General features: G+C 72.5%; 21 protein-coding genes. 11 read left to right on the forward strand and 10 right to left on the reverse strand.

The window, feature by feature from the left end; translation table 11 throughout:
* Positions 1-31: 31 nt before the first annotated feature.
* Both AC07FK_RS14260 and AC07FK_RS14265 read right to left on the reverse strand, forming a co-directional pair.
* Positions 32-862, reverse strand: coding sequence for a purine-nucleoside phosphorylase (locus AC07FK_RS14260; protein WP_452803858.1), 831 nt, complete (start codon positions 860-862; stop codon positions 32-34).
* Positions 863-964: 102 nt separating this feature from the next.
* Positions 965-1,402 carry a gamma-glutamylcyclotransferase family protein gene (locus AC07FK_RS14265; RefSeq protein WP_479105160.1) on the reverse strand — a complete coding sequence of 146 codons (438 nt, stop codon included), beginning with the start codon at positions 1,400-1,402 and terminating at the stop codon, positions 965-967.
* A 234-nt stretch (positions 1,403-1,636) separates the two neighbouring features.
* On the opposite strand from AC07FK_RS14265, the gene AC07FK_RS14270 reads away from it, so the two are divergent.
* Both AC07FK_RS14270 and AC07FK_RS14275 read left to right on the forward strand, forming a co-directional pair.
* Positions 1,637-3,076 carry an NAD(P)H-quinone dehydrogenase gene (locus tag AC07FK_RS14270; protein ID WP_479105161.1) on the forward strand — a complete coding sequence of 480 codons (1,440 nt, stop codon included), beginning with the start codon at positions 1,637-1,639 and terminating at the stop codon, positions 3,074-3,076.
* 144 nt (positions 3,077-3,220) lie between these two features.
* Positions 3,221-4,192 carry a DeoR/GlpR family DNA-binding transcription regulator gene (locus AC07FK_RS14275; protein ID WP_479105162.1) on the forward strand — a complete coding sequence of 324 codons (972 nt, stop codon included), beginning with the start codon at positions 3,221-3,223 and terminating at the stop codon, positions 4,190-4,192.
* Positions 4,193-4,205: 13 nt separating this feature from the next.
* Here the strand turns inward: AC07FK_RS14275 and AC07FK_RS14280 are convergent, their stop codons facing one another.
* Positions 4,206-4,766, reverse strand: a complete 561-nt coding sequence (locus tag AC07FK_RS14280) for a TetR/AcrR family transcriptional regulator (protein WP_479105163.1) — start codon at positions 4,764-4,766, stop codon at positions 4,206-4,208.
* A 239-nt stretch (positions 4,767-5,005) separates the two neighbouring features.
* On the reverse strand, positions 5,006-6,760 hold the full coding sequence (locus AC07FK_RS14285) for an acetyl/propionyl/methylcrotonyl-CoA carboxylase subunit alpha (protein ID WP_479105164.1): 1,755 nt from the start codon (positions 6,758-6,760) through the stop codon (positions 5,006-5,008).
* A gap of 353 nt (positions 6,761-7,113) precedes the next feature.
* On the opposite strand from AC07FK_RS14285, the gene AC07FK_RS14290 reads away from it, so the two are divergent.
* On the forward strand, positions 7,114-7,596 hold the full coding sequence (locus AC07FK_RS14290) for a hypothetical protein (RefSeq protein WP_479105165.1): 483 nt from the start codon (positions 7,114-7,116) through the stop codon (positions 7,594-7,596).
* Positions 7,597-7,824: 228 nt separating this feature from the next.
* Here AC07FK_RS14290 and AC07FK_RS14295 read toward each other — a convergent pair whose 3' ends face one another.
* The 3 genes from AC07FK_RS14295 to AC07FK_RS14305 form a co-directional block, all read right to left on the reverse strand.
* On the reverse strand, positions 7,825-8,439 hold the full coding sequence (locus AC07FK_RS14295) for a Maf family protein (protein ID WP_479105166.1): 615 nt from the start codon (positions 8,437-8,439) through the stop codon (positions 7,825-7,827).
* 61 nt (positions 8,440-8,500) lie between these two features.
* Positions 8,501-8,629: a morphogenic membrane protein MmpB gene (gene mmpB, locus AC07FK_RS14300; RefSeq protein WP_453403816.1), complete on the reverse strand. Its 129-nt coding sequence runs from the start codon at positions 8,627-8,629 to the stop codon at positions 8,501-8,503.
* 71 nt (positions 8,630-8,700) lie between these two features.
* Positions 8,701-9,336 (reverse strand): TetR/AcrR family transcriptional regulator, encoded by a 636-nt coding sequence (locus tag AC07FK_RS14305; RefSeq protein WP_479105167.1) that lies wholly within the window; start codon positions 9,334-9,336, stop codon positions 8,701-8,703.
* A gap of 71 nt (positions 9,337-9,407) precedes the next feature.
* On the opposite strand from AC07FK_RS14305, the gene AC07FK_RS14310 reads away from it, so the two are divergent.
* On the forward strand, positions 9,408-10,679 hold the full coding sequence (locus AC07FK_RS14310) for an SGNH/GDSL hydrolase family protein (RefSeq protein WP_479105168.1): 1,272 nt from the start codon (positions 9,408-9,410) through the stop codon (positions 10,677-10,679).
* Positions 10,680-10,731: 52 nt separating this feature from the next.
* Here AC07FK_RS14310 and AC07FK_RS14315 read toward each other — a convergent pair whose 3' ends face one another.
* Both AC07FK_RS14315 and AC07FK_RS14320 read right to left on the reverse strand, forming a co-directional pair.
* Positions 10,732-10,938 (reverse strand): acyl-CoA carboxylase epsilon subunit, encoded by a 207-nt coding sequence (locus tag AC07FK_RS14315; RefSeq protein ID WP_479105169.1) that lies wholly within the window; start codon positions 10,936-10,938, stop codon positions 10,732-10,734.
* Positions 10,939-10,952: 14 nt separating this feature from the next.
* Complete coding sequence (locus tag AC07FK_RS14320; protein ID WP_479105170.1) at positions 10,953-12,533, reverse strand: acyl-CoA carboxylase subunit beta; 1,581 nt, start codon at positions 12,531-12,533, stop codon at positions 10,953-10,955.
* A gap of 105 nt (positions 12,534-12,638) precedes the next feature.
* Between AC07FK_RS14320 and AC07FK_RS14325 the strand changes: the two genes are divergently transcribed.
* From AC07FK_RS14325 to hutH, 5 genes are all read left to right on the forward strand, one after another.
* A complete protein-coding gene (locus AC07FK_RS14325) occupies positions 12,639-13,520 on the forward strand; it encodes a biotin--[acetyl-CoA-carboxylase] ligase (protein WP_479105171.1) in 882 nt (293 codons plus the stop codon).
* 370 nt (positions 13,521-13,890) lie between these two features.
* Positions 13,891-15,039 (forward strand): adenylate/guanylate cyclase domain-containing protein, encoded by a 1,149-nt coding sequence (locus tag AC07FK_RS14330; protein WP_479105465.1) that lies wholly within the window; start codon positions 13,891-13,893, stop codon positions 15,037-15,039.
* Between the two features lie 39 nt (positions 15,040-15,078).
* Positions 15,079-15,879 (forward strand): enoyl-CoA hydratase/isomerase family protein, encoded by an 801-nt coding sequence (locus AC07FK_RS14335; protein ID WP_479105172.1) that lies wholly within the window; start codon positions 15,079-15,081, stop codon positions 15,877-15,879.
* A 44-nt stretch (positions 15,880-15,923) separates the two neighbouring features.
* Complete coding sequence (locus AC07FK_RS14340; protein WP_479105173.1) at positions 15,924-17,087, forward strand: GGDEF domain-containing protein; 1,164 nt, start codon at positions 15,924-15,926, stop codon at positions 17,085-17,087.
* Positions 17,088-17,233: 146 nt separating this feature from the next.
* On the forward strand, positions 17,234-18,778 hold the full coding sequence (gene hutH, locus AC07FK_RS14345) for a histidine ammonia-lyase (protein WP_479105174.1): 1,545 nt from the start codon (positions 17,234-17,236) through the stop codon (positions 18,776-18,778).
* 135 nt (positions 18,779-18,913) lie between these two features.
* Here the strand turns inward: hutH and AC07FK_RS14350 are convergent, their stop codons facing one another.
* Positions 18,914-19,210, reverse strand: a complete 297-nt coding sequence (locus tag AC07FK_RS14350) for a hypothetical protein (protein WP_479105175.1) — start codon at positions 19,208-19,210, stop codon at positions 18,914-18,916.
* A 109-nt stretch (positions 19,211-19,319) separates the two neighbouring features.
* Between AC07FK_RS14350 and AC07FK_RS14355 the strand changes: the two genes are divergently transcribed.
* Positions 19,320-19,646, forward strand: coding sequence for a hypothetical protein (locus AC07FK_RS14355; RefSeq protein WP_479105176.1), 327 nt, complete (start codon positions 19,320-19,322; stop codon positions 19,644-19,646).
* Positions 19,647-19,864: 218 nt separating this feature from the next.
* On the forward strand, positions 19,865-21,133 hold the full coding sequence (locus tag AC07FK_RS14360; protein WP_479105177.1) for a L,D-transpeptidase: 1,269 nt from the start codon (positions 19,865-19,867) through the stop codon (positions 21,131-21,133).
* The last annotated feature ends 146 nt before the right edge of the window (positions 21,134-21,279 follow it).

A 21,279-nucleotide genomic window follows, 5' to 3' on the forward strand; every position in this document is an offset into this window, starting at 1 on the left:
CGGGCGCATGCGGTCCGTCCGGCGAGGAGGATCAGATGCGTTCGAGGACCTGCGCCAGGAGCGCGCCCATGCGGGTGGCCGAGTCGCGGCCGGCCTGGAGGACTTCCTCGTGGTTCAGCGGTTCGCCCGTCAGGCCCGCGGCCAGATTGGTGACCAGCGAGATGCCGAGCACCTCGGCGCCGGCCTCCCGGGCGGCGATGGCCTCCAGGACCGTGGACATGCCGACCAGGTCGCCGCCCATGACGCGGACCATGTTGATCTCGGCGGGCGTCTCGTAGTGCGGGCCGGGGAACTGGACGTACACGCCCTCCTCCAGGGTGGCGTCCACCTCCTTGCACAGCGCGCGCAGGCGCGGCGAGTACAGGTCCGTCAGGTCCACGAAGTTCGCCCCGATGATCGGCGAGGTGGCCGTCAGGTTGATGTGGTCGCTGATGAGGACCGGCTGGCCGGGGCGCATGCCCGGGCGCAGGCCGCCGCAGCCGTTGGTGAGGACGATGGTCTTGCAGCCGGCGGCGACGGCGGTGCGGACGCCGTGCGAGACGGCGGCGACACCGCGGCCCTCGTAGTAGTGCGTACGGCCGAGGAAGACCAGCGCCCGCTTGTCCCCGATCTTGTACGAGCGGACCGTGCCCGCGTGTCCGGCGACGGCCGGCGGCGGGAAGCCGGGCAGCTCGGTGACCGGGAACTCGTGCTCGGGCGCGCCCAGCGCCTCGGCGGCGGGCACCCAGCCCGACCCCATCACGAGGGCGACGTCGTGGGTCTCGGCGCCGGTCAGCTCGCGCAGGCGGGCGGCGGCGGCGTCGGCGGCCGCGTGGGGGTCGGCGAAGCCGTCGGCGGGGGCAGGGGTTACAGATGCGTTCACGCCGACGAGGGTAACCGGTGAATCCCTACGCGCGTAGATGTCACTGCCGACGGTGTTGCGATCGTTGCCTTGTCGGATCGGACAAGGGGGAGGCCGGCACCCTCAGCAGGGGCGCTTGCGCAGCTCCATGACGTAGTCGTGCGGCGCGCCGGCCGACTCCGCCGCGTCGGCGAGTTCTCCCAGGTAGCGGGCGGAGGGGAGTCCGCCCTCGTACCCGTTCAGGACGTACACCCAGGCGGGTTCCTCGCCGTCCAGCGTGTGCACGCGCACCCGCATCCGGCGGTAGATGTCGAGTCCGACACCCTCCCAGCGGTCCATGGAGTCCTCGTCCATGGGGGCGATGTCGTAGAGCGCGACGAAGACCTGCGAACGGGGGGCCTCCACGATGGTGGCGAGCGCGCCCTCCCAGCCCATCGCCTCCCCGCCGAAGGTCAGCCGCCAGCCGTTGAGCCAGCCGGTTCCGCGCAGCGGTGAGTGCGGTGCGCGGCGCGTCATCAGCCGCGCGTCGAGGTTGCCGGCGTACGCGGCGTAGAGCGACATGTGGTCGAGGGTACGGGAGGGGGTGGCGCGGCGGGGGCCGTGCGGCGGTGCGGCCGGACGGGAGGGGGTGGCGGCGGGGCCGTGAAGCGGTGCGGCCGGATGGAGGCCCCGGGGCGAAGCACCTTGAAGCGTGCGGGACAATGGAGTACGTACTGCATTCCCCCCGGGCGATCCCCGGATCCCCGGCCGAGCGGGCAGGCGGGCCGGGATTGACAATGCGAGGCGGACTTTTTCGTGACCCGGATCGTGATCATCGGTGGCGGACCCGGCGGATACGAGGCGGCCCTGGTGGGCGCCCAGCTCGGCGCGGAGGTGACGGTCGTCGACAGCGACGGTCTCGGCGGGGCGTCGGTGCTGACCGACTGCGTACCGTCCAAGACTCTGATCGCGACGGCCGAGGTGATGACGACCTTCGACTCTTCGTACGAGGAGTTGGGCATCATCGTCGCCGACGACACGCCGCACATCGAGCAGGCGGCCCGCGTGGTCGGCGTGGACCTGGGCAAGGTCAACCGCCGCGTGAAGCGCCTCGCGCTCGCGCAGTCCCACGACATCACCGCGTCCGTCACGCGGGCCGGCGCGCGCGTGCTGCGCGGCCGGGGCCGCCTGGAGGGCCAGCAGGACGCCGACGGCTCGCGCACGGTCGTCGTCACGTACGGCGACGGCAACGAGGAGCGCCTCACCGCCGACGCGGTGCTGATCGCCACCGGCGGCCACCCGCGCGAGATCCCCGACGCGCTGCCGGACGGCGAGCGGATCCTGAACTGGACGCAGGTGTACGACCTGGACGAGCTCCCCGAGGAGCTCATCGTGGTCGGCTCCGGTGTCACCGGCGCCGAGTTCGCCGGCGCGTACCAGGCGCTCGGCTCGCGCGTCACCCTCGTCTCCTCGCGCGACCGCGTGCTGCCGGGCGAGGACCCGGACGCCGCGGCGGTCCTGGAGGACGTCTTCCGGCGGCGGGGCATGAACGTCATGGCGCGCTCGCGCGCCGAGTCCGCCAAGCGGGTCGGCGACCGGGTGGAGGTCACCCTCTCCGACGGGCGCGTCATCAGCGGCACGCACTGCCTGATGGCCGTCGGCGCCATCCCGAACACCGCGGACATGGGCCTGGAGGAGTCCGGGGTCCGGCTGAAGGACTCGGGCCACATCTGGACCGACAAGGTCTCCCGTACGACCGCTCCCGGCGTGTACGCGGCGGGCGACGTGACCGGCGTCTTCGCGCTGGCGTCGGTCGCGGCCATGCAGGGCCGGATCGCCATGTACCACTTCCTCGGCGACGCGGTGACACCGCTCAACCTCAAGACCGTCTCGTCGAACGTCTTCACCGACCCCGAGATCGCGACGGTCGGCTACACCCAGGCGGACGTGGACGCCGGGAAGATCGACGCGCGCTCGGTGAAGCTGCCGCTCTTGCGCAACCCGCGCGCGAAGATGCAGGGCATCCGCGACGGCTTCGTCAAGATCTTCTGCCGCCCGGGTACGGGCATTGTGGTCGGCGGCTGCGTCGTCGCGCCGCGCGCGAGCGAGCTCATCCACCCGATTTCGATCGCGGTCGACAACAACCTGACCGTGGAACAGATCGCGAACGCCTTCACGGTCTACCCGTCCCTGTCGGGATCGATCGCCGAGGTCGCGCGGCAGCTGCACACCCGCAAGACGTCCGCCGAGGCGTAGTCCACCAGGTCACCGGCGTGGTCACGCGGCATACGCCACCGGCGTACGCCGCGTATACCACTCCGCGCCCCAGTTTGGGCACAACTTCTGTTATTCGGTGCAAACTGCTGAAAACTATCGGCTGCCCAGGTTACTGTCAGTTTCGTGTTCGCTGCAGAACGTCGCCAATTGATCCTCGAAATGGTGCGCGCCAACGGGGCTGTATCGCTCCGTGAGCTCGCCCGCGTCGTCCAGACCTCCGAAGTGACCGTACGGCGGGACGTGCGGGCACTGGAGGCAGAAGGACTCCTCGACCGCCGGCACGGCGGTGCGGTACTGCCGGGCGGTTTCACGCGGGAGTCCGGCTTTCCGCAGAAATCCCATCTCGCGACCGCGGAGAAGACGGCCATCGCCGACCTCGCCGCGGGACTCGTCGAAGAGGGCGAAGCCATCGTCGTCGGCGCCGGGACGACCACACAGGAGCTGGCCAGACGGCTCGCCCGGGTGCCCGGGCTCACCGTCGTCACCAACTCCCTGCTGGTGGCCCAGGCGTTGGCGCACGCCAACCGCGTCGAGGTCGTCATGACCGGCGGGACGCTGCGCGGGTCGAATTACGCGCTGGTCGGCAGCGGGGCCGAGCAGTCCCTCCAGGGGCTGCGCGTCTCCCGGGCCTTCCTCTCCGGCAGCGGACTGACCGCCGAGCGCGGTCTGTCCACGTCCAACATGCTCTCGGCCAGCGTCGACAGGGCGCTGGTGCAGGCCGCCGCGGAGGTGGTGGTCCTCGCGGACCACACCAAGCTCGGCACCGACACGATGTTCCAGACGGTGCCGACGGACGTGATCACGCGCCTGGTCACCGACGAGCCGCCGCAGCACGACGACCGCGCCGCGACCGAGTTGCAGGCCCTGGCGGACCAGGGCGTGCAGATCGCCGTCGCGGGGCAGGGAACGGCGGGCTCAGGGGCAGAGGGCGTCCAGACCGGACGCCAGCCCCGCCGGGACATGCCCCTGCCCGGTCAGCGGCGTACGCACCCGGGCGGCCCCGGGGCGCTGCGCGGCGCCGGAGCGCTGGCGGACCAGCAGTCCGGGCCCGCCGAGCGGGAGCGGGCCCGCGTCGCGGACATGCGCCGCCGCTGAACCGGAGGTCCGGTCACCCCGGACCCGGCTCGGCCCGCAGTCCCTTCAGCGTCAGTGTCAGCAGCCGGTCGGCCAACTCCGGATCGTCCGGCGCCTGTTCGGCGGCCAGCGCGATGGCGTTCGTCAGCTGCATCAGGTCGCCGATCGACACGTCGGGCCGCACGGCGCCGCTCTCCTGAGCCCGTACGAGCAGCCGCTCGCCCGCCGCGTTCATCGGCGTACTGCACCGCGCGAGGGCCGAACTCTTGTCGCGGGAAGCCGACATGAGCGCCCGGGCGAGCCCTCGGTACTCACCGGCGTGCCTGACGATGTCGCGCAGCCAGGCGACGAGCGCGGAGCAGGGGGCGTCACTGCCGGCGAGTTCCCGCGACCGTGCGAGGAGTTCGTCCACGGCGCCCTGGAAGACCGCGCTCATCAGGGCGTGCCGGGTGGGGAAGTGCCGGTAGAGCGTGCCGATGCCCACCCCGGCGCGGCGCGCGACGTCTTCGAGTGAGGCGTCGGTGCCGTGCTCGGCGAAGGCGGTACGGGCCTCGGCCAGCACGCGTTCGTAGTTCCGCCGGGCATCGGCGCGCATGGGCCGCACCGCCCCCGTGGCCGAGGCCGGGGCGCGCCCGTGCCCGGGGACCGGCTGCGTCCGGGACTCCGACGGGGGCCGCGACACCGGCTGGGTCGGCGCTCCCGGCGGCCGTGGTCTGCTCGTCGCCATGGCGTTGCCCTTCTCCTGCTCCGGTCTCCAGGATGCCATTGCGAGCCGAGGGCCCCGCCGGTGTCGGCGGGGCCCTCGGCTCACTCACGGCTCATGGCCGCCGGACGTCAGTCCTTGATCTCGCAGATGACGGCGCCGGAGGTGACCGACGCGCCGACCTCGGCGGCCAGGCCCTTGACGGTGCCGGAACGGTGCGCGTTCAGCGGCTGCTCCATCTTCATGGCCTCCAGGACGACGACGAGGTCGCCCTCCTTGACCTCCTGGCCCTCCTCGACCGCGACCTTGACGATCGTGCCCTGCATGGGCGAGGCGAGGGTGTCGCCGGAGGCTGCGGGGCCGGACTTCTTCGCGGCGCGGCGCTTCGGCTTGGCGCCGGCGGCCAGGCCGGTCCGGGCCAGCGTCATGCCCAGCGAGGACGGCAGCGAGACCTCGAGCCGCTTGCCGCCGACCTCGACGACGATGGTCTCGCGACCGGACTCGTCCTCGTCCGCGTCGGCGCCCGGCACGGTGAAGGGCGGGATCTCGTTGACGAACTCGGTCTCGATCCACCGGGTGTGGACCGTGAACGGGTCGGAGGTGAACGCCGGGTCCGCGACGACCGCGCGGTGGAAGGGGATGGCCGTGGCCATGCCCTCGACGTTGAACTCCGCCAGGGCGCGCGCGGCGCGCTGGAGGGCCTGCTCACGGGTGGCGCCGGTGACGATCAGCTTGGCCAGGAGCGAGTCCCACGCCGGGCCGATGACGCTGCCCGACTCGACGCCCGCGTCCAGGCGGACACCGGGGCCGGACGGCGGCGCGAAGGCGGTCACCGTGCCGGGGGCGGGCAGGAAGCCGCGGCCCGGGTCCTCGCCGTTGATGCGGAACTCGATGGAGTGCCCGCGCACGGCCGGGTCGTCGTACCCCAGCTCCTCGCCGTCGGCGATCCGGAACATCTCGCGGACCAGGTCGATGCCGGTGACCTCTTCGGAGACCGGGTGCTCGACCTGGAGGCGGGTGTTGACCTCCAGGAAGGAGATGGTGCCGTCGACGCCGACGAGGAACTCGACGGTGCCGGCGCCGACGTAACCGGCCTCCCTGAGGATGGCCTTGGACGCGCGGTACAGCTCGGCGTTCTGGGCTTCGCTCAGGAACGGCGCGGGGGCCTCCTCCACCAGCTTCTGGTGGCGGCGCTGGAGCGAGCAGTCACGGGTGGAGACGACGACGACGTTGCCGTGGCTGTCGGCCAGGCACTGCGTCTCCACGTGGCGCGGCTTGTCGAGGTAGCGCTCGACGAAGCACTCGCCGCGGCCGAAGGCGGCGACGGCCTCGCGGACGGCCGAGTCGTACAGCTCCGGGACCTCTTCGAGCGTGCGAGCGACCTTCAGGCCGCGGCCGCCGCCGCCGAACGCCGCCTTGATGGCGATCGGCAGACCGTTCTGCTCGGCGAACGCGACGACCTCGTCGGCCCCGGAGACCGGGTCCGGCGTACCGGCGACGAGCGGGGCGCCCGCACGCTGCGCGATGTGCCGGGCCGCCACCTTGTCGCCGAGGTCGCGGATGGCCTGCGGCGGCGGGCCGATCCAGGTCAGGCCCGCGTCGAGCACGGCCTGCGCGAACTCGGCGTTCTCGGAAAGGAAGCCGTAGCCGGGGTGAACGGCATCCGCCCCCGAATCCTTGGCGGCCTGGAGCACCTTGGCCATGTCCAGGTAGCTGGCGGCCGGGGTGTCACCGCCCAGAGCGAACGCCTCGTCGGCCGCGCGGACGTGCAGAGCGTCCCGGTCCGGGTCGGCGTAGACGGCTACGCTCGCGATCCCGGCATCCCGGCAGGCCCGAGCAACGCGGACAGCGATTTCGCCTCGGTTGGCGATGAGCACCTTGCGCACGATTGGCTCCCTCCTTGAAACAAGCTGAGTTTAGGGACTGCCGACACCGACCTACGACCCATCCCCAATAGTGAGCTTGCCCACACGGAGCGTGATGCGAGTCCCGCTCGAGTCGCGAATTCCCTTGTCGCACCACGGTACGACGGGTTCCTCCACCGCACAGTAGCCCTCAGGTGTGGCGCAGGTCTCTGTCTGGGCGTCCAGCGGCGCGCCAGCTTTCTTTGTGGAGTCCCTACGAAGCGCCGGGCGATTCTTTGCCGTCGGCACCGGCCGTGTCGGACCCCTTGTACGGAGCATTACCGGTTAGTAGCGTTTGGGTGTCGCTACGTACTAGGGGTAACAGCCGGAAGAGGGTGGGCGCCGTGGCGCGCAGGCCGATAGCTGCCGCTGCCGCGGCAGTGCTGTTCGTGGAAGCCGTCGGGATCGTGTTCGTCCACTGGATCCTCGGCAAGGTCGTCAGCGGCCAGTCGATGTCCCTCGCCGGGCTCGACCCGGACGTGATGTCCACCTCGACGTACGTGATGGGCGGCGGCTTCGGCCTCTACCTGGTGGCGTGCGGGGTGCTCCTGCTGCGCGCCGCGCTGACGGACCGTGCGCCGGGCCGCCTCGGCCGCATCCTGCTGATCGCCTGCGCGGTGGTGCACGGGGTGCTCGGGGCGCTGTGCGTCGGACTGGTCGGCTGGGCCGCGTTCGCGGTGCTCATGGCCGAGTTCGGCCTGGTCGTGCTGTCGGTCATCGCGTACGGGAAGCGGGACGCCGACGGCGCCTCCGGAGCGGCGGCCACCCGGGACGTTCCGCCCGCCGGGCCCGGGAACGGGGCTCCGGCGCCCGCCTGACGGGCCCTCGCCGTCTCACCACGCGAACCGCGGCGCCGCCCGGTCGAGGATCGCGGAACCTGGCGGCTGCGGCGCTCGCGCGCGGCGTCAAGGTGCAGCCGCTGTCGTGGCACAGGCGGCGTGCGGGCAGTCCCGGTCTGGTGCTCGGTTACGCCGCGACGCCGCCGGGCGGGATCACCGAGGGCGTCGCGGCGCTGGGCGAGGCTCTGGCGGGGGTGGCGCCGGCGGTCAGGCCCAGAGCGCGGTGATCGGGGTGCCCAGCTCGCCGAGCAGGCGGCGCAGCAGCGGCAGGGACAGGCCGATGACGTTGCCGGGGTCGCCGTCGATGCCGTCGACGAACGGGGCCGAGCGGCCGTCGAGCGTGAAGGCGCCGGCGACGTGGAGGGGTTCGCCGGTGGCCACGTACGCGGCGATCTCGGCATCCGTCGGTTCGCCGAAGCGGACCGTGGTGGACGCGGTGGCGGAGGCGCGGGCGCCGGTCGCGGTGTCGATCACGCAGTGGCCGGTCTGCAGGATGCCGGAGCGGCCCCGCATGGCCTTCCAGCGGGCGGTGGCGTCCTCGGCGTCGGCGGGCTTGCCCAGCGCGGCGCCGTCGAGTTCGAGCACGGAGTCGCAGCCGATGACCAGGGCGCCGGCGGCCTCGGGGCGCGCGGCGACGGACGCGGCCTTGGCCTCGGCGAGTACGAGCGCCAGCTCGCCCGGAGTGGGCGCGGTGACGGCGTCCTCGTCGACGCCGCTGACGACGACCTCGGGAGTGAGCCCGGCCTGGCGCAGGAGGCCGAGGCGGGCAGGGGAGGCGGAGGCGAGGACGAGGCGGCGGCGCGGATCAGTCATGCGCTTCATCGTACGAGGCGCGGGGGAGGCGGCCGGGCGCCCCGGGGCCCGCGACCCCGCGGACGGAAGGTCAGCGGATGCCGGCCGCCAGCATCGCCAGCACCATCGCGAGCGCGAGCAGCACGCCCGCGCGCCGGAGCATCGCCTGCGTCTCGCGCAGTTCTTTCGGAGGCTCGTTCTCCGGGTCGGACCACAGCATGCCTTCGATCCTGCGACCGAAATTGCTCCGGCGCCTGAGTACGTGTACTCAGGGCGTCCAGTACCAGGGGACTAATTCCTGGTGAACGCTCCTGCCTTCGCCGCCGTCACGGCCACCGCCGCCGCCCGCACCGCGTGCGCCTCGGACAGGGGTTCGCGGCTCACGACGAAGCGGTAGTAGAGCGGGGCCGAGACCGCGCGCACCACCTCGCCCGCGTCCGTGCCGGCCGGCACCTCGCCCCGGTCCGCCGCCCGCTCCACGCACGGTGCCCATGCGTCGATTCGCGTGGCGTAGAAGCCGTTCAGCGCCGTCGCGCAGTCCTCGTCGCACGCCGCCGCCGCGACGACCGCCTGGAACACCGGGCCCATGCGGGAGTCGGTGAGGGTCCGGTGCACCAGGCGGGCGTTGGCCAGCAGGTCGCCCTCCAGCGAGCCGGTGTCGGCCGCGGGGACCGACTGCTCGGCCATGTCGCGCAGCAGGTCGGCGACGAGTCCGGCCGCCGAGCCCCAGCGGCGGTAGACCGTCGTCCTGCCGACGGCGGCGCGGGCCGCGACCCGGTCCGGGTTCACCCCGTGGAAGCCGCCCTCCACCAGCGCGTCCCGCGTCGCCTCGAGCACGGCGGCGCGCACCTTGGCGGTCCGGCCGCCGGGGCGCACGGTCCCCGGCGTGAGCGAAGCGGACGGCCGCAAACGGGAATTCTGTTCCATTAGACGCTCCGATGCTGATACGGTCCTCGCATCTTAACGGAACTCAGTTCCCATTAGGGAAGGGCTGTGCCTTGAACGCCAACCGTGTCCGCCGTATCGCCGCCCCCGTCGCCGCCTCCGCCCTCGCGCTCGGCCTCCTCGGCGCCGCCCAGCCGGCATCCTCCGCCCGGCCGGACCTCGCGCCGAAGCCGGTTGCCCGGTGGACCGCCGCCTGGGGAGCCTCCCCGCAGCTCCCCAGCACCGGCTTCACCCCCAACTGGTCCCAGGAGGGCTTCTCGCACCAGACCGTCCGCCAGGTGGTCCGCGTCACGGCCGCCGGCGAGCGGGCCCGTATCCGCCTCTCCAACGCGTACGGGACCTCACCGCTCAGCGTCACCGGCGCCACGATCGCCCGTACGGCGAAGGGCGGGGGCGCCGCGGTCGAGGCCGGGAGCGTCCGCCACCTCACCTTCTCCGGCAAGCGGTCCGCGGAGATACCCGCGCGCGGCGAGCTGCGCAGCGACGCCGCCCCCCTGCCCCTGGACCGGCTGGAGTCCGTCACCGTCACCCTCTACCTCGCCGGCACCACCGGACCCGCCACGTTCCACGCCCAGGCATGGACCGACGCGCACCGCGCCGACGGGGACCACCGCGCCGACGCGTCCGGCGCGGCCTTCACCGACACCACCCAGTCCTGGTACTACCTCTCCGGCGTCGAGGTCGGCGGAGCCCCGCCCCGCGAGAAGGACGGCATCGTCCTGTTCGGCGACTCCATCACCGACGGTTTCGGCTCGACCCCCGGCGCCGACCGCCGCTGGTCCGACGCTCTCGCCGAGCGCACGGGCCGGCCGGTCGTCAACCAGGGCATCGGAGGCAATCTCGTCCTCAACGACTCCGCCTGGTACGGCGAGCGCGCCACGGCCCGCTTCGGCCGCGACGCCCTCGGCCGGCCCGGTGTGTCCACCGTCGTCGTACTCGAAGGACTCAACGACATCGGCTTCAGCGAGGCGAAGGACCAGCCGACCTACAAGCCCTCGCCCGTGGTCTCCGCCGCCGAGCTGATCGCCGGCTACCGCGAGCTGATCCGCGCCGCCCACGCCGAGGGCCTGCGGATCGTCGGCGCGACCCTGCTGCCGTTCAAGGGCTCGGACCACTGGGGCGAGCACGCGGCGCGGGTGAGCGACGAGGTCAACCACTGGATCCGCACCTCGGGCGAGTTCGACGCGTACGCCGACTTCGACCGGGCGCTCGCGGACCCGGCCGACGCCGACCGCCTCCACCCGGCGTACGACCACGGGGACGCGCTGCACCCCAACGACGCGGGCTACCGGCTGATGGCGAAGACCGTCGCCGAAGTCCTCTGAGGCGGCAGCGGAGAAGGCCGGACCCGCAGGGGCCCGGCCTTCTCCGGTTCGTCTAGCCCGGCCAGTACGTCCGGCCCCAGGCCGTCGGCCCCGGCTGCGGCAGCCGGTGCCGCGCCACCCTGGCCGGGTCCGACCAGGCGGCCGCCGGTTCCTCGGCGCCGGACGGCGCGCCGGCCGCCGCCGCGGCGCGTGCCTGGACCACCGCCAGTGCGGCGGCCAGCTCCTCAGGGGTCGGGTTGCCCCGTACGACCTTGATCATCGTCAGGCGCCTTCCTAGAGGGGGATGTTGCCGTGCTTCTTCGGAGGGAGGGATTCCCGCTTCGTCCGCAGCTGACGCAGCCCGCGCACGATGTGGCGGCGCGTCTCCGACGGCAGGATCACCGCGTCGACGTAGCCCCGCTCGGCGGCGACGTACGGGTTCAGCAGTGTGTCCTCGTAGTCGGCGATCAGCTCCGCCCGGGTCGCCTCGGGGTCCTCGGCGGCCGCGATCGTACGGCGGTGCAGGATGTTCACCGCGCCCTGCGCGCCCATCACCGCGATCTGCGCGGTCGGCCACGCCAGGTTCAGGTCCGCGCCCAGGTGCTTGGAGCCCATGACGTCGTACGCGCCGCCGAACGCCTTGCGGGTGATGACCGTGATGAGCGGCACCGTCGCCTCCGCGTACGCGTAGATCAGCTTCGCGCCGCGCCGGATGATGCCGCCGTACTCCTGGTCCACGCCCGGCAGGAAGCCGGGCACGTCCACGAACGTCAGCACCGGCACGTTGAACGCGTCGCAGGTGCGCACGAAGCGCGCGGCCTTCTCGGAGGCGTTGATGTCCAGGCAGCCGGCGAACTGCATCGGCTGGTTGGCGACGATGCCCACCGGGTGGCCCTCGACCCGGCCGAAGCCCGTGACGATGTTCGGCGCGAAGAGCGCCTGCGTCTCCAGGAACTCGCCGTCGTCCAGCACGTGCTCGATGGCCGTGTGCATGTCGTACGGCTGGTTCGCGCTGTCCGGGATCAGCGTGTCCAGCTCGCGGTCCTCGTCGGACGTCTCCAGGTCCGCCTCCTCGGGGAAGGCGGGCGGCTCGCTGAGGTTGTTCGAAGGCAGGTACGAGAGCAGCGACTTGACGTACTCGATCGCGTCCTTCTCGTCACCCGCCATGTGGTGCGCGACACCCGACGTGGTGTTGTGCGTGCGCGCGCCGCCGAGCTCCTCGAAGCCGACGTCCTCGCCCGTGACGGTCTTGATGACGTCCGGACCGGTGATGAACATGTGCGAGGTCTGGTCGACCATCACCGTGAAGTCGGTGATCGCGGGCGAGTACACCGCGCCGCCCGCGCACGGGCCGACGATCAGTGAGATCTGCGGGACGACGCCCGACGCGTGCACGTTGCGGCGGAAGATCTCGGCGAACAGGCCCAGCGCGACGACGCCCTCCTGGATGCGCGCGCCGCCGCCGTCGTTGATGCCGACGACCGGGCAGCCGGTCTTCAGCGCGAAGTCCATCACCTTGACGATCTTCTCGCCGTAGACCTCGCCGAGCGACCCGCCGAAGATGGTGAAGTCCTGCGAGTACACGCAGACCGGGCGGCCGTCGACCGTGCCGTAGCCGGTCACCACGCCGTCGCCGTACGGACGGTTCTTCTCGATGCCGAAGTTCGTCGAGCGGTGCCGGGCGAACTCGTCGAGCTCCACGAACGACCCCTCGTCCATGAGGAGGTCGATCCGCTCACGGGCCGTCAACTTGCCCTTGGCGTGCTGCTTTTCGACCGCGCGCGCGGAGCCCGCATGCGTCGCCTCGTCGATACGGCGCTGCAGATCCGCGATTTTGCCCGCGGTGGTGTGAATGTCTGTCTCGGGCTCGGACATCGGGATGCGGCTCCCTGCCTGGTCAGCGGACGGCTACTGGCACGTAGCGTAGCGGCGCGTGTGCCGCTCGGCAGTGCGTCGTTTGCCACACCTACGCTGGGTTGCATGACGCCTCCCGATGCTTCAGACCACCGCTGGTCCGACCTCGACCGGCCGCCGCTCAGCGCCGTCGCGCTGCGCCGCGCACTGGTGCGGGAGGGCAGCCTGTGGACGTCCCTGGACGTCGTTCCCTCCGTCGGATCGACCAATACCGACCTGTCCGCGCGGGCCGCCGGGCTGCCCGAAGGGGCGGTCCTCGTCGCCGAGGAGCAGACCGAGGGCCGGGGCCGCCTCGACCGGCGCTGGTCGGCGCCCGCCCGCTCCGGGCTCTTCTTCTCCGTACTGCTGAAGCCCACCGGGGTCCCCGTCGAGAAGTGGGGCTGGCTGCCGCTGCTCGCCGGTGTCGCGGTGGCGAGCGGCCTGTCGCGGTCGGCCGGCGTCGACACCGCGCTCAAGTGGCCCAACGACCTCCTGGTGACCGTCGGGGGCGAAGAACGCAAGGCGGGCGGCATCCTCGCCGAGCGGGCCGCGGACGGCGTCGTCGTGGGCATCGGCGTCAACGTCACGCTGACCGAGAAGGAGCTGCCGGTCCCCGGCGCCGGGTCGCTGGCACTCGCGGGAGCGGTCTCGACGGACCGCGATCCGCTGCTCCGGTCCGTCCTGCGTTCGCTCGACCGGTGGTACGGCGAGTGGCGGGCGTCCGGCGGCGACCCGGCCGCCTGCCGCCTCCAGGAGGCGTACGCGGCGGGCTGCGCCACCCTCGGCCGGACCGTACGGGCGGAACTGCCCGGCGGCCGGTCGCTGACCGGCGAGGCGGTGGCGGTCGACGGCCACGGGCGGCTGGTCCTGGCGACGGCCGAAGGGGTTCAGCAGCCGGTGGGAGCGGGTGACGTCGTACACCTCAGGCCGGGGGCGAGTACAGAGGAGACGCACGGGACGGGGGAGTGAGCTACGGCACACCTGCCGTATCGTTGAGGCGATCCGCGACGGATCGGTGCGACAGACGATCGGCAGGACACAGGGCAGTGCGCAGGGAACGGGCAGGAGGCGGTAGGTGACCGTCGACGACGCGGGGTCCTCCGCGGGTGCGCGGCGGGACCGGGGCGCGACGCCGGACCAGGGCGCGGCCGTGCCGTCCGGGGCCGGTGCGGGTGAGGAGTCCTCTGTGGGTGCGGCATCCTCCTCCGGCCCCGGCGCGGGTGTTTCCGCCGCCGGGCAGGGCTCCCCGGCGAACCGGGACCCCGACGAGAGCGCAGCCGGCGGGACCGGCGGCGGGAACGCGCCGGACGCGTCCGCCGCTGGCGGTCCGCCGCACGGAATCGTCCGTGCCGACGGGACCGACGGCGAAGTCCCCGCCGCCGTGGACCCCTCGCCGTACCCCACTCCGCACCACGCCGTCGATCACACCGCCGAGCCGACCGACGATCCGCTCGCCATCCGGCTGGAGCAGCTGATCCTCGGCGCCGAGCGCCGGTACACCCCTTTTCAGGCCGCCCGTACGGCAGGCGTCTCGATGGACCTGGCCTCCCGGTTCTGGCGGGCCATGGGCTTCGCCGACATCGGGCAGGCCAAGGCGCTGACCGAGGCGGACGTCCTGGCCCTGCGGCGGCTCGCCGGCCTCGTCGAGGCGGGACTGCTCAGCGAGCCGATGGCCGTGCAGGTCGCCCGGTCCACGGGGCAGACCACCGCCCGGCTGGCGGAATGGCAGATCGATTCCTTCCTGGAGGGTCTGACCGAGCCGCCGGAGCCCGGCATGACCCGGACCGAGGTCACGTACCCCCTGGTCGAGCTGCTCCTGCCCGAGCTGGAGGAGTTCCTGCGCTACGTCTGGCGGCGTCAGCTCGCCGCCGCGACCGGCCGGGTCGTCCAGGCCGCCGACGACGAGGAGATGGTCGACCGGAGGCTGGCCGTCGGCTTCGCGGACCTCGTCGGGTTCACGCGGCTGACGCGCCGGCTGGAGGAGGAGGAGCTGGGCGAGCTGGTCGAGGCGTTCGAGACCACCTGCGCCGACCTCGTCGCGGCGCACGGCGGCCGGCTCATCAAGACGCTCGGCGACGAGGTCCTGTACGCGGCGGACGACGCGGGCACGGCGGCGGAGATCGCGCTGCGGCTCATCGAGACGATGGCCGCGAACCAGACGATGCCGGCCCTGCGCGTCGGCATCGCGTTCGGCACGGTCACCACCCGCATGGGCGACGTGTTCGGCACGACCGTGAACCTGGCCAGCAGGCTCACCTCGATAGCGCCGAAGGACGCGCTCCTGGTGGACGGGGCGTTCGCCGAGGAGCTGTCGCGCACGGGCGACGCGCCGGTCTCCGAGGCGGAGGCCGCCGCCGAGGCGGAGAAGGCGGAGAAGGAGGGCGTCGCACCGCCCTCGTACCGCTTCGCGCTCCAGCCGATGTGGCAGCGGCCCGTGCGCGGGCTCGGCACCGTCGAACCATGGCTTCTGACCAGGCGCGCCACCTAGGATCCTCCCGGTAACGATCGTTAACCGGGAGGGTGCGGCATGACTGCGGAACAGGAACGCTTCGGGGAGTTCGTCGGCGTACGGCGGCACGGGCACGTCGCCGAGCTGGTCCTCGACCGGCCCAAGGCGATGAACGCGGTGTCGACGGACATGGCCCGCTCCGTCGCCGCGGCCTGCGACGCGCTGGGCGCCGACCCGGGGGTGCGGGTGACGGTGGTGACCTCCAGCCACGAGCGCGCGTTCTGCGTCGGCGCGGACCTCAAGGAGCGCAACTCCTTCACGGACGCCGAGCTGGTGCGCCAGCGGCCGGTCGCCCGGGGCGCGTACACCGGCGTGCTGGAGCTGCCCATGCCGACGATCGCCGCCGTGCACGGCTTCGCGCTGGGCGGCGGTTTCGAGCTGGCGCTGGCCTGCGACCTGATCGTGGCGGACCGCACGGCGGTGGTGGGACTGCCCGAGGTGTCGGTGGGCGTCATCCCCGGCGGCGGCGGTACGCAGCTGCTGCCCCGGCGGGTCGGGGCGGCGCGGGCGGCGGAGCTGGTGTTCACGGCGCGGCGCGTGGAGGCTGCAGAGGCGGCCTCCCTCGGCCTGGTGGACCGGCTGGTGGACGAGGGCCGGGACCGCGAGGAGGCGCTGGAGCTGGCGGCGCGGATCGCCGGAAACTCGCCGGTCGGGCTGCGGGCGGCGAAGCGGGCCATGCGGCTCGGGCACGGCCTCGACCTGCGGGCCGGCCTGGAGGTCGAGGACGCGGCGTGGCGGTCGGTGGCCTTCTCGGGCGACCGCGCGGAGGGTGTGGCGGCGTTCAACGAGAAGCGCGCACCCCAGTGGCCGGGCGAATAGGGATCAAACGATACAAATCTTCGCGGACTCCCTAAGCTGGGGAGATGGGTGAGGATGTGCGGCTGCGGGCCGTCGTGACGCTGGCGCAGGCGATGGCGGCGGCGCACACCCCGCGCGAGTCCTGGCGGGCGGCCGCACTGGGCGCGAAGGAGGCCCTGGGGGGCAGCTTCGCGGCGGTCTCGGTGTGGGAGCGCGAGCTGGGCCGGCTGCGGGTGCTCGTCAACGCGGGGGCGCGGGCCGAGGGCGAGGAGGAGTTTCCCGAGGGGGAGACCTATCCCGTGCACCAGTTCCCGGAGATCACGGAGTTCCTGCACGAGAAGTGGGCGGGCGGCGGCGAGCCCAACGCCTGGGTCGAGACGGCGCAGGGCCCGGGTCCGGCCGCCCGCCCCGCCGGTTACTGCCACCAGCGTGTGGCGGCGCTGCGGCGGCGCGGGCGCGGGTCCTGCGTGGTCGCGCCGATCGTGCTGCGCGGGCAGGCGTGGGGGGAGCTGTACGTGGCCCGGCCCGCCGGGGCCCCGGTCTTCGGCCGGGCCGACGCCGACTTCGCGACGGTGCTCGCCTCGGTCGTGGCGGCCGGCATCGCCCAGACGGAGCTGCTGGAGGAGGTCCGCAAGCTCGCGTTCACGGACCCGCTGACAGGGCTGGCGAACCGGCGCGCCGTCGACATGGGGCTCGACGAGGCCGTGGAGCGGCACCGGGGGTCCGGGACGGTCGTCAGCCTCGTCGTCTGCGACCTGAACGGCCTCAAGCGGGTCAACGACTCGCTCGGCCATGCGGTGGGCGACCGTCTGCTTGAACGTTTCGGCTCGGTCCTGTCCCTGTGCGGCGCGATGCTGCCGGGGGCGCTGGCGGCGCGGCTCGGCGGCGACGAGTTCTGCCTGCTGGCGGTGGGGCCGTCTTCGGACGCGGTGGTGAAGGTGGCCGAGGATCTGTGCGTACGGGCCACCGAGATGGACCTGGGCGAGGGGGTCGCCTGCGGCGTCGCCTCGACCGGTGACCCGATCGGGCCGGTGCGCACGGCCCGCCGGCTGTTCCGGCTGGCGGACGCGGCGCAGTACCGCGCGAAGGCGGCGCGGTCGGCGCAGCCGGTGGTCGCGGGACGTGACGGCGCGGTGGTCCGCCTCGCCGACGCCCCGCCCGCCGCGCCGCACGAGCGCAGGGCGTTCCGGGGGCTGCGGCCGGGGGAGGAGCGGCCGCCGGGCGCTTGAGCGACCGCCCGCCGCAGCCCGGGGGAGCACCCGGCCCCGGGCCGGTCCGGCGCGGAAACCGGGTCGTGGGCTCCCCGTGTTGCGGTAAGGGGTCAACCCGCCGTCGGGTAGTGACAGATTGGGATTCAGTCCGTAGGCTTCTGAATATGGATATGCACACAGTCGTGCTGGGGACGTCCGGGACGACCGCAGCGGACGTCATCGCCGTCGCCCGGGACAACGCCAGGGTCGAGCTCTCCCCGGAGGCCGTCGCCGCCCTCGCCGCCTCGCGCGAGATCGTCGACGCGCTGGCCGCCAAGCCGGAGCCCGTCTACGGCGTCTCGACCGGCTTCGGCGCCCTCGCCTCCCGGCACATCAGCCAGGACCTGCGCGCCCAGTTGCAGCGCAACATCGTCCGGTCGCACGCCGCCGGCATGGGCCCGCACGTCGAGCGCGAGGTCGTACGCGCCCTGATGTTCCTGCGGCTCAAGACCGTCGCCTCCGGGCACACGGGCGTCCGCCCGCACGTCGCCCGGACGATGGCGGACCTCCTCAACGCAGGCATCACGCCCGTCGTCCACGAGTACGGTTCGCTCGGCTGCTCCGGCGACCTGGCCCCCCTCAGCCACTGCGCCCTCGCGCTGATGGGCGAGGGCGACGCCGCAGGGCCCGACGGCGTCGTCCGGCCCGCCGGCGAGCTGCTCGCCGCGCACGGTATCGCCCCGGTCGAGCTGCGCGAGAAGGAGGGCCTGGCCCTCCTCAACGGCACCGACGGCATGCTCGGCATGCTGATCATGGCCATCGCGGACCTGAAGCGGCTCTACACCTCCGCCGACATCACCGCGGCCCTCAGCCTCGAAGCGCTCCTCGGCACCGACAAGGTCCTCGCGCCCGAACTGCACGCCATACGTCCGCACCCCGGCCAGGGCGAGTCCGCCGACAACATGCTCCGGGTCCTCGCCGGATCGGGCCTCACCGGGCACCACCAGGACGACGCCCCGCGCGTCCAGGACGCCTACTCCGTGCGCTGCGCCCCCCAGGTCGCCGGCGCCGGACGCGACACCGTCGCGTACGCGCTGACCGTCGCCGAGCGGGAGCTCGCCGCCGCCGTCGACAACCCCGTGGTGCTGCCCGACGGCCGCGTCGAGTCCAACGGAAACTTCCACGGCGCGCCCGTCGCGTACGTACTGGACTTCCTCGCCATCGCCGCCGCCGACCTCGGCTCCATCTGCGAGCGCCGTACCGACCGGCTGCTCGACAAGAACCGGTCGCACGGGCTGCCGCCCTTCCTCGCCGACGACGCCGGTGTGGACTCGGGCCTGATGATCGCCCAGTACACCCAGGCCGCCCTGGTCAGCGAGATGAAGCGGCTCGCGTCGCCCGCGTCCGTGGACTCGATCCCGTCCTCCGCCATGCAGGAGGACCACGTCTCCATGGGCTGGTCGGCGGCGCGCAAGCTGCGCACCACGATCGACAACCTCGCCCGGATCGTCGCCGTCGAGCTGTACGCCGCCACGCGCGGCATCGAGCTGCGCGAGGGCCTGACGCCCGCGCCCGCCTCGCAGGCCGTCATCAAGGCCGTGCGGGAAGCGGGAGTCCAGGGCCCCGGCCCGGACCGCTTCCTGGCGCCCGATCTCGCCGCGGCCGACGCCTTCGTACGGGCGGGCGGGCTCGTCGCGGCCGTCGAGCCGGTGACCGGACCGCTCGCGTGACCGGACCACTCGCGTAAACCGGACCACGGAGCGGCGCGCGGCACCGGATCGTCGCGTGCCGGACGAGCCGTGGACCGGGCGCGCCCCGGGGAGCCGGGGCGCCGAGCGCCGGACAGCAGGAGCGAGGGCCGTGCGTCAGATCACCGGACGTGCGGCCCTTCGCATCGAGTAGGCCATGAAGGCGGCGCCCACGCCGAGGAACGCGGTGCCGCCGAGCAGGTACGGCGTCGTGTCCACGCTTCCCGTGTCGGCCAGCGCGAGGTCCTGGTCCTGCGAGGACCGGGTGGGCGACTGGGCGGGCGTCTGCGCCTGCGACGCGGGCTGTGGTTTCGCCTCCTGCTCCGCCGTGGCATTGGCGGACGGGACGAACCACAGGGCACACAGCAGTGTGCCCGCGGCGGTGGCGGTCAGCAGCGGTCGGCGTGCGGACACGTAATCGATCCCCCTTGAGGCAACCGGGAATTGGCCGTGTACGCCGATGCTAATGAAAGCAGCGGGTCGCAGGAAAGTCGCGGGCGTTCCGCGGCCTACGCTCCGACACATGAACGCAACTGACACGTCCCGTTTTGTCCGTCTCCAGGTGGAATTGGTACTCGAAATCTCCGACTCCGGAGCGCTCACCGAGGCGGCTCTCGCCCACGTCTCGCAGGATGCCCACGCGGCGGACGTCGAGCGCACGCATGCCGAGGCCGCCGTGCGGGAAGACGATGCGGAGGCCCTCGCGCACCTCGTGGACCCGTTCGACCTGATCAGCGACGTCCCCGGTGTGGAACTCGCGCAGGCCTCGTGGAGCAGCGAACGGATCGACTACAACCCCGACGCCGTGGAGTGGGACCTGGATGATGACGACGAGGAGGGCCCCGCGTAGCGTTGGCGGCGAGCCGGGCGTGCCCGGCGGATGCCGCCAAGAAATGCGCGCCGCCGCCGCAACCGGCGGCGGCGCGGCTGCGTCGATCACTGTGACCAGTGGTGTTCCCCACATTCCCCCGAGATGTGGAACGGACGAAACGGTACAGGTGTTTTAGACATTGGCAGGGTGACGCTGCCCAGCGGCTCTGCCCGGGGATCTGTGGGGAATCGGCAACGATGGAGAAGCGTGTGATGACGGACAGCAAGCGGCGCAGGGGCCTGATGGCCGCGTCCGCACTGCTAAGCGGCGTTCTGGTCCTTTCGGCCTGCAGCGACGGCGGCGACAAGAGCGGCAGCAGCGCCCAGAGCTCGGAGAAGTCGCAGGCCGAGGTGGACGAGGCGGCGGCCAAGGACACCTCCAAGGCCCGAATAGCGATCACGCCGAAGGGCGGCGCCGACAACGTCAGCATCAACCGCGGCACCAAGGTCACCGTCAGCGAGGGCAAGCTGACCGAGGTCACGATGACCTCGACCGCCGGTGCGAAGGTGGCCGGCACGATCGCCGCCGACGGCAAGAGCTGGAAGCCGGACGCGCAGCTGGAGCGCTCGACGACGTACAAGATCTCGGCGACGGCGGCCGACTCCGCGGGCCGCGAGGCCCACGAGAACGCTTCCTTCACCACCGTCTCGCCCGCCAACAGCTTCATCGGCAACTTCACGCCCGACAACGGCTCCAAGGTCGGCGTGGGCATGCCGGTGTCGATCAACTTCGACAAGGCGATCACCGACAAGGCCGCCGTCCAGAAGGGCATCACGGTCACGTCGAGCAGCGGCCAGGAGGTCGTCGGCCACTGGTTCAGCTCGCAGCGGCTGGACTTCCGCCCCCAGGAGTACTGGAAGGGCGGCTCCACGGTCACCATGAAGCTGGCTCTCGACGGCGTCGAGGGCGCCGACGGGATCTACGGCGTCCAGGACAAGACCGTCACCTTCACCGTCGGGCGCAACCAGGTCAGCACCGTCGACGCCAAGACGAAGACCATGACGGTCACGCGGGACGGCAAGACGGTCAAGACCATCCCGATCTCCGCGGGCGCGCCGGAGAACCCCACGTACAACGGCCAGATGGTGATCTCCGAGAAGTTCAAGGAGACCCGGATGGACGGCTCGACCGTCGGCTTCACGAAGAAGGACGGCAAGGGCGAGTACGACATCAAGGACGTGCCGCACGCCATGCGGCTGTCCACCTCGGGCACGTTCATCCACGGCAACTACTGGGGCGCCGACTCGATCTTCGGCAGCGTCAACACCAGCCACGGCTGCGTGGGTCTGAACGACGCCAAGGGCGCGAACGACCCGAACCAGCCGGGCGCGTGGTTCTTCGACAACTCGCTCGTCGGCGACGTGGTCGTCGTCAAGAACTCCCCGGACAAGACCATCAAGCCGGACAACGGTCTCAACGGCTGGAACATGGACTGGGAGCAGTGGAAGGCGGGCTCCGCGGTCTGATCCGAGCCTCCTCTCCGCGTTCCCCGCAGCACGTACGACGGCGGGCGTCACCCTCGCATCCGAGGGCGGCGCCCGCCGTCGTCGTTGTCGGCCGTGCTGCTGCCGTGCTGCCCTGCGGCTCCGGTGGCTCTTTCGGGCGTCATCCC

This window comes from Streptomyces sp. NPDC046122 (genome assembly GCF_056429965.1).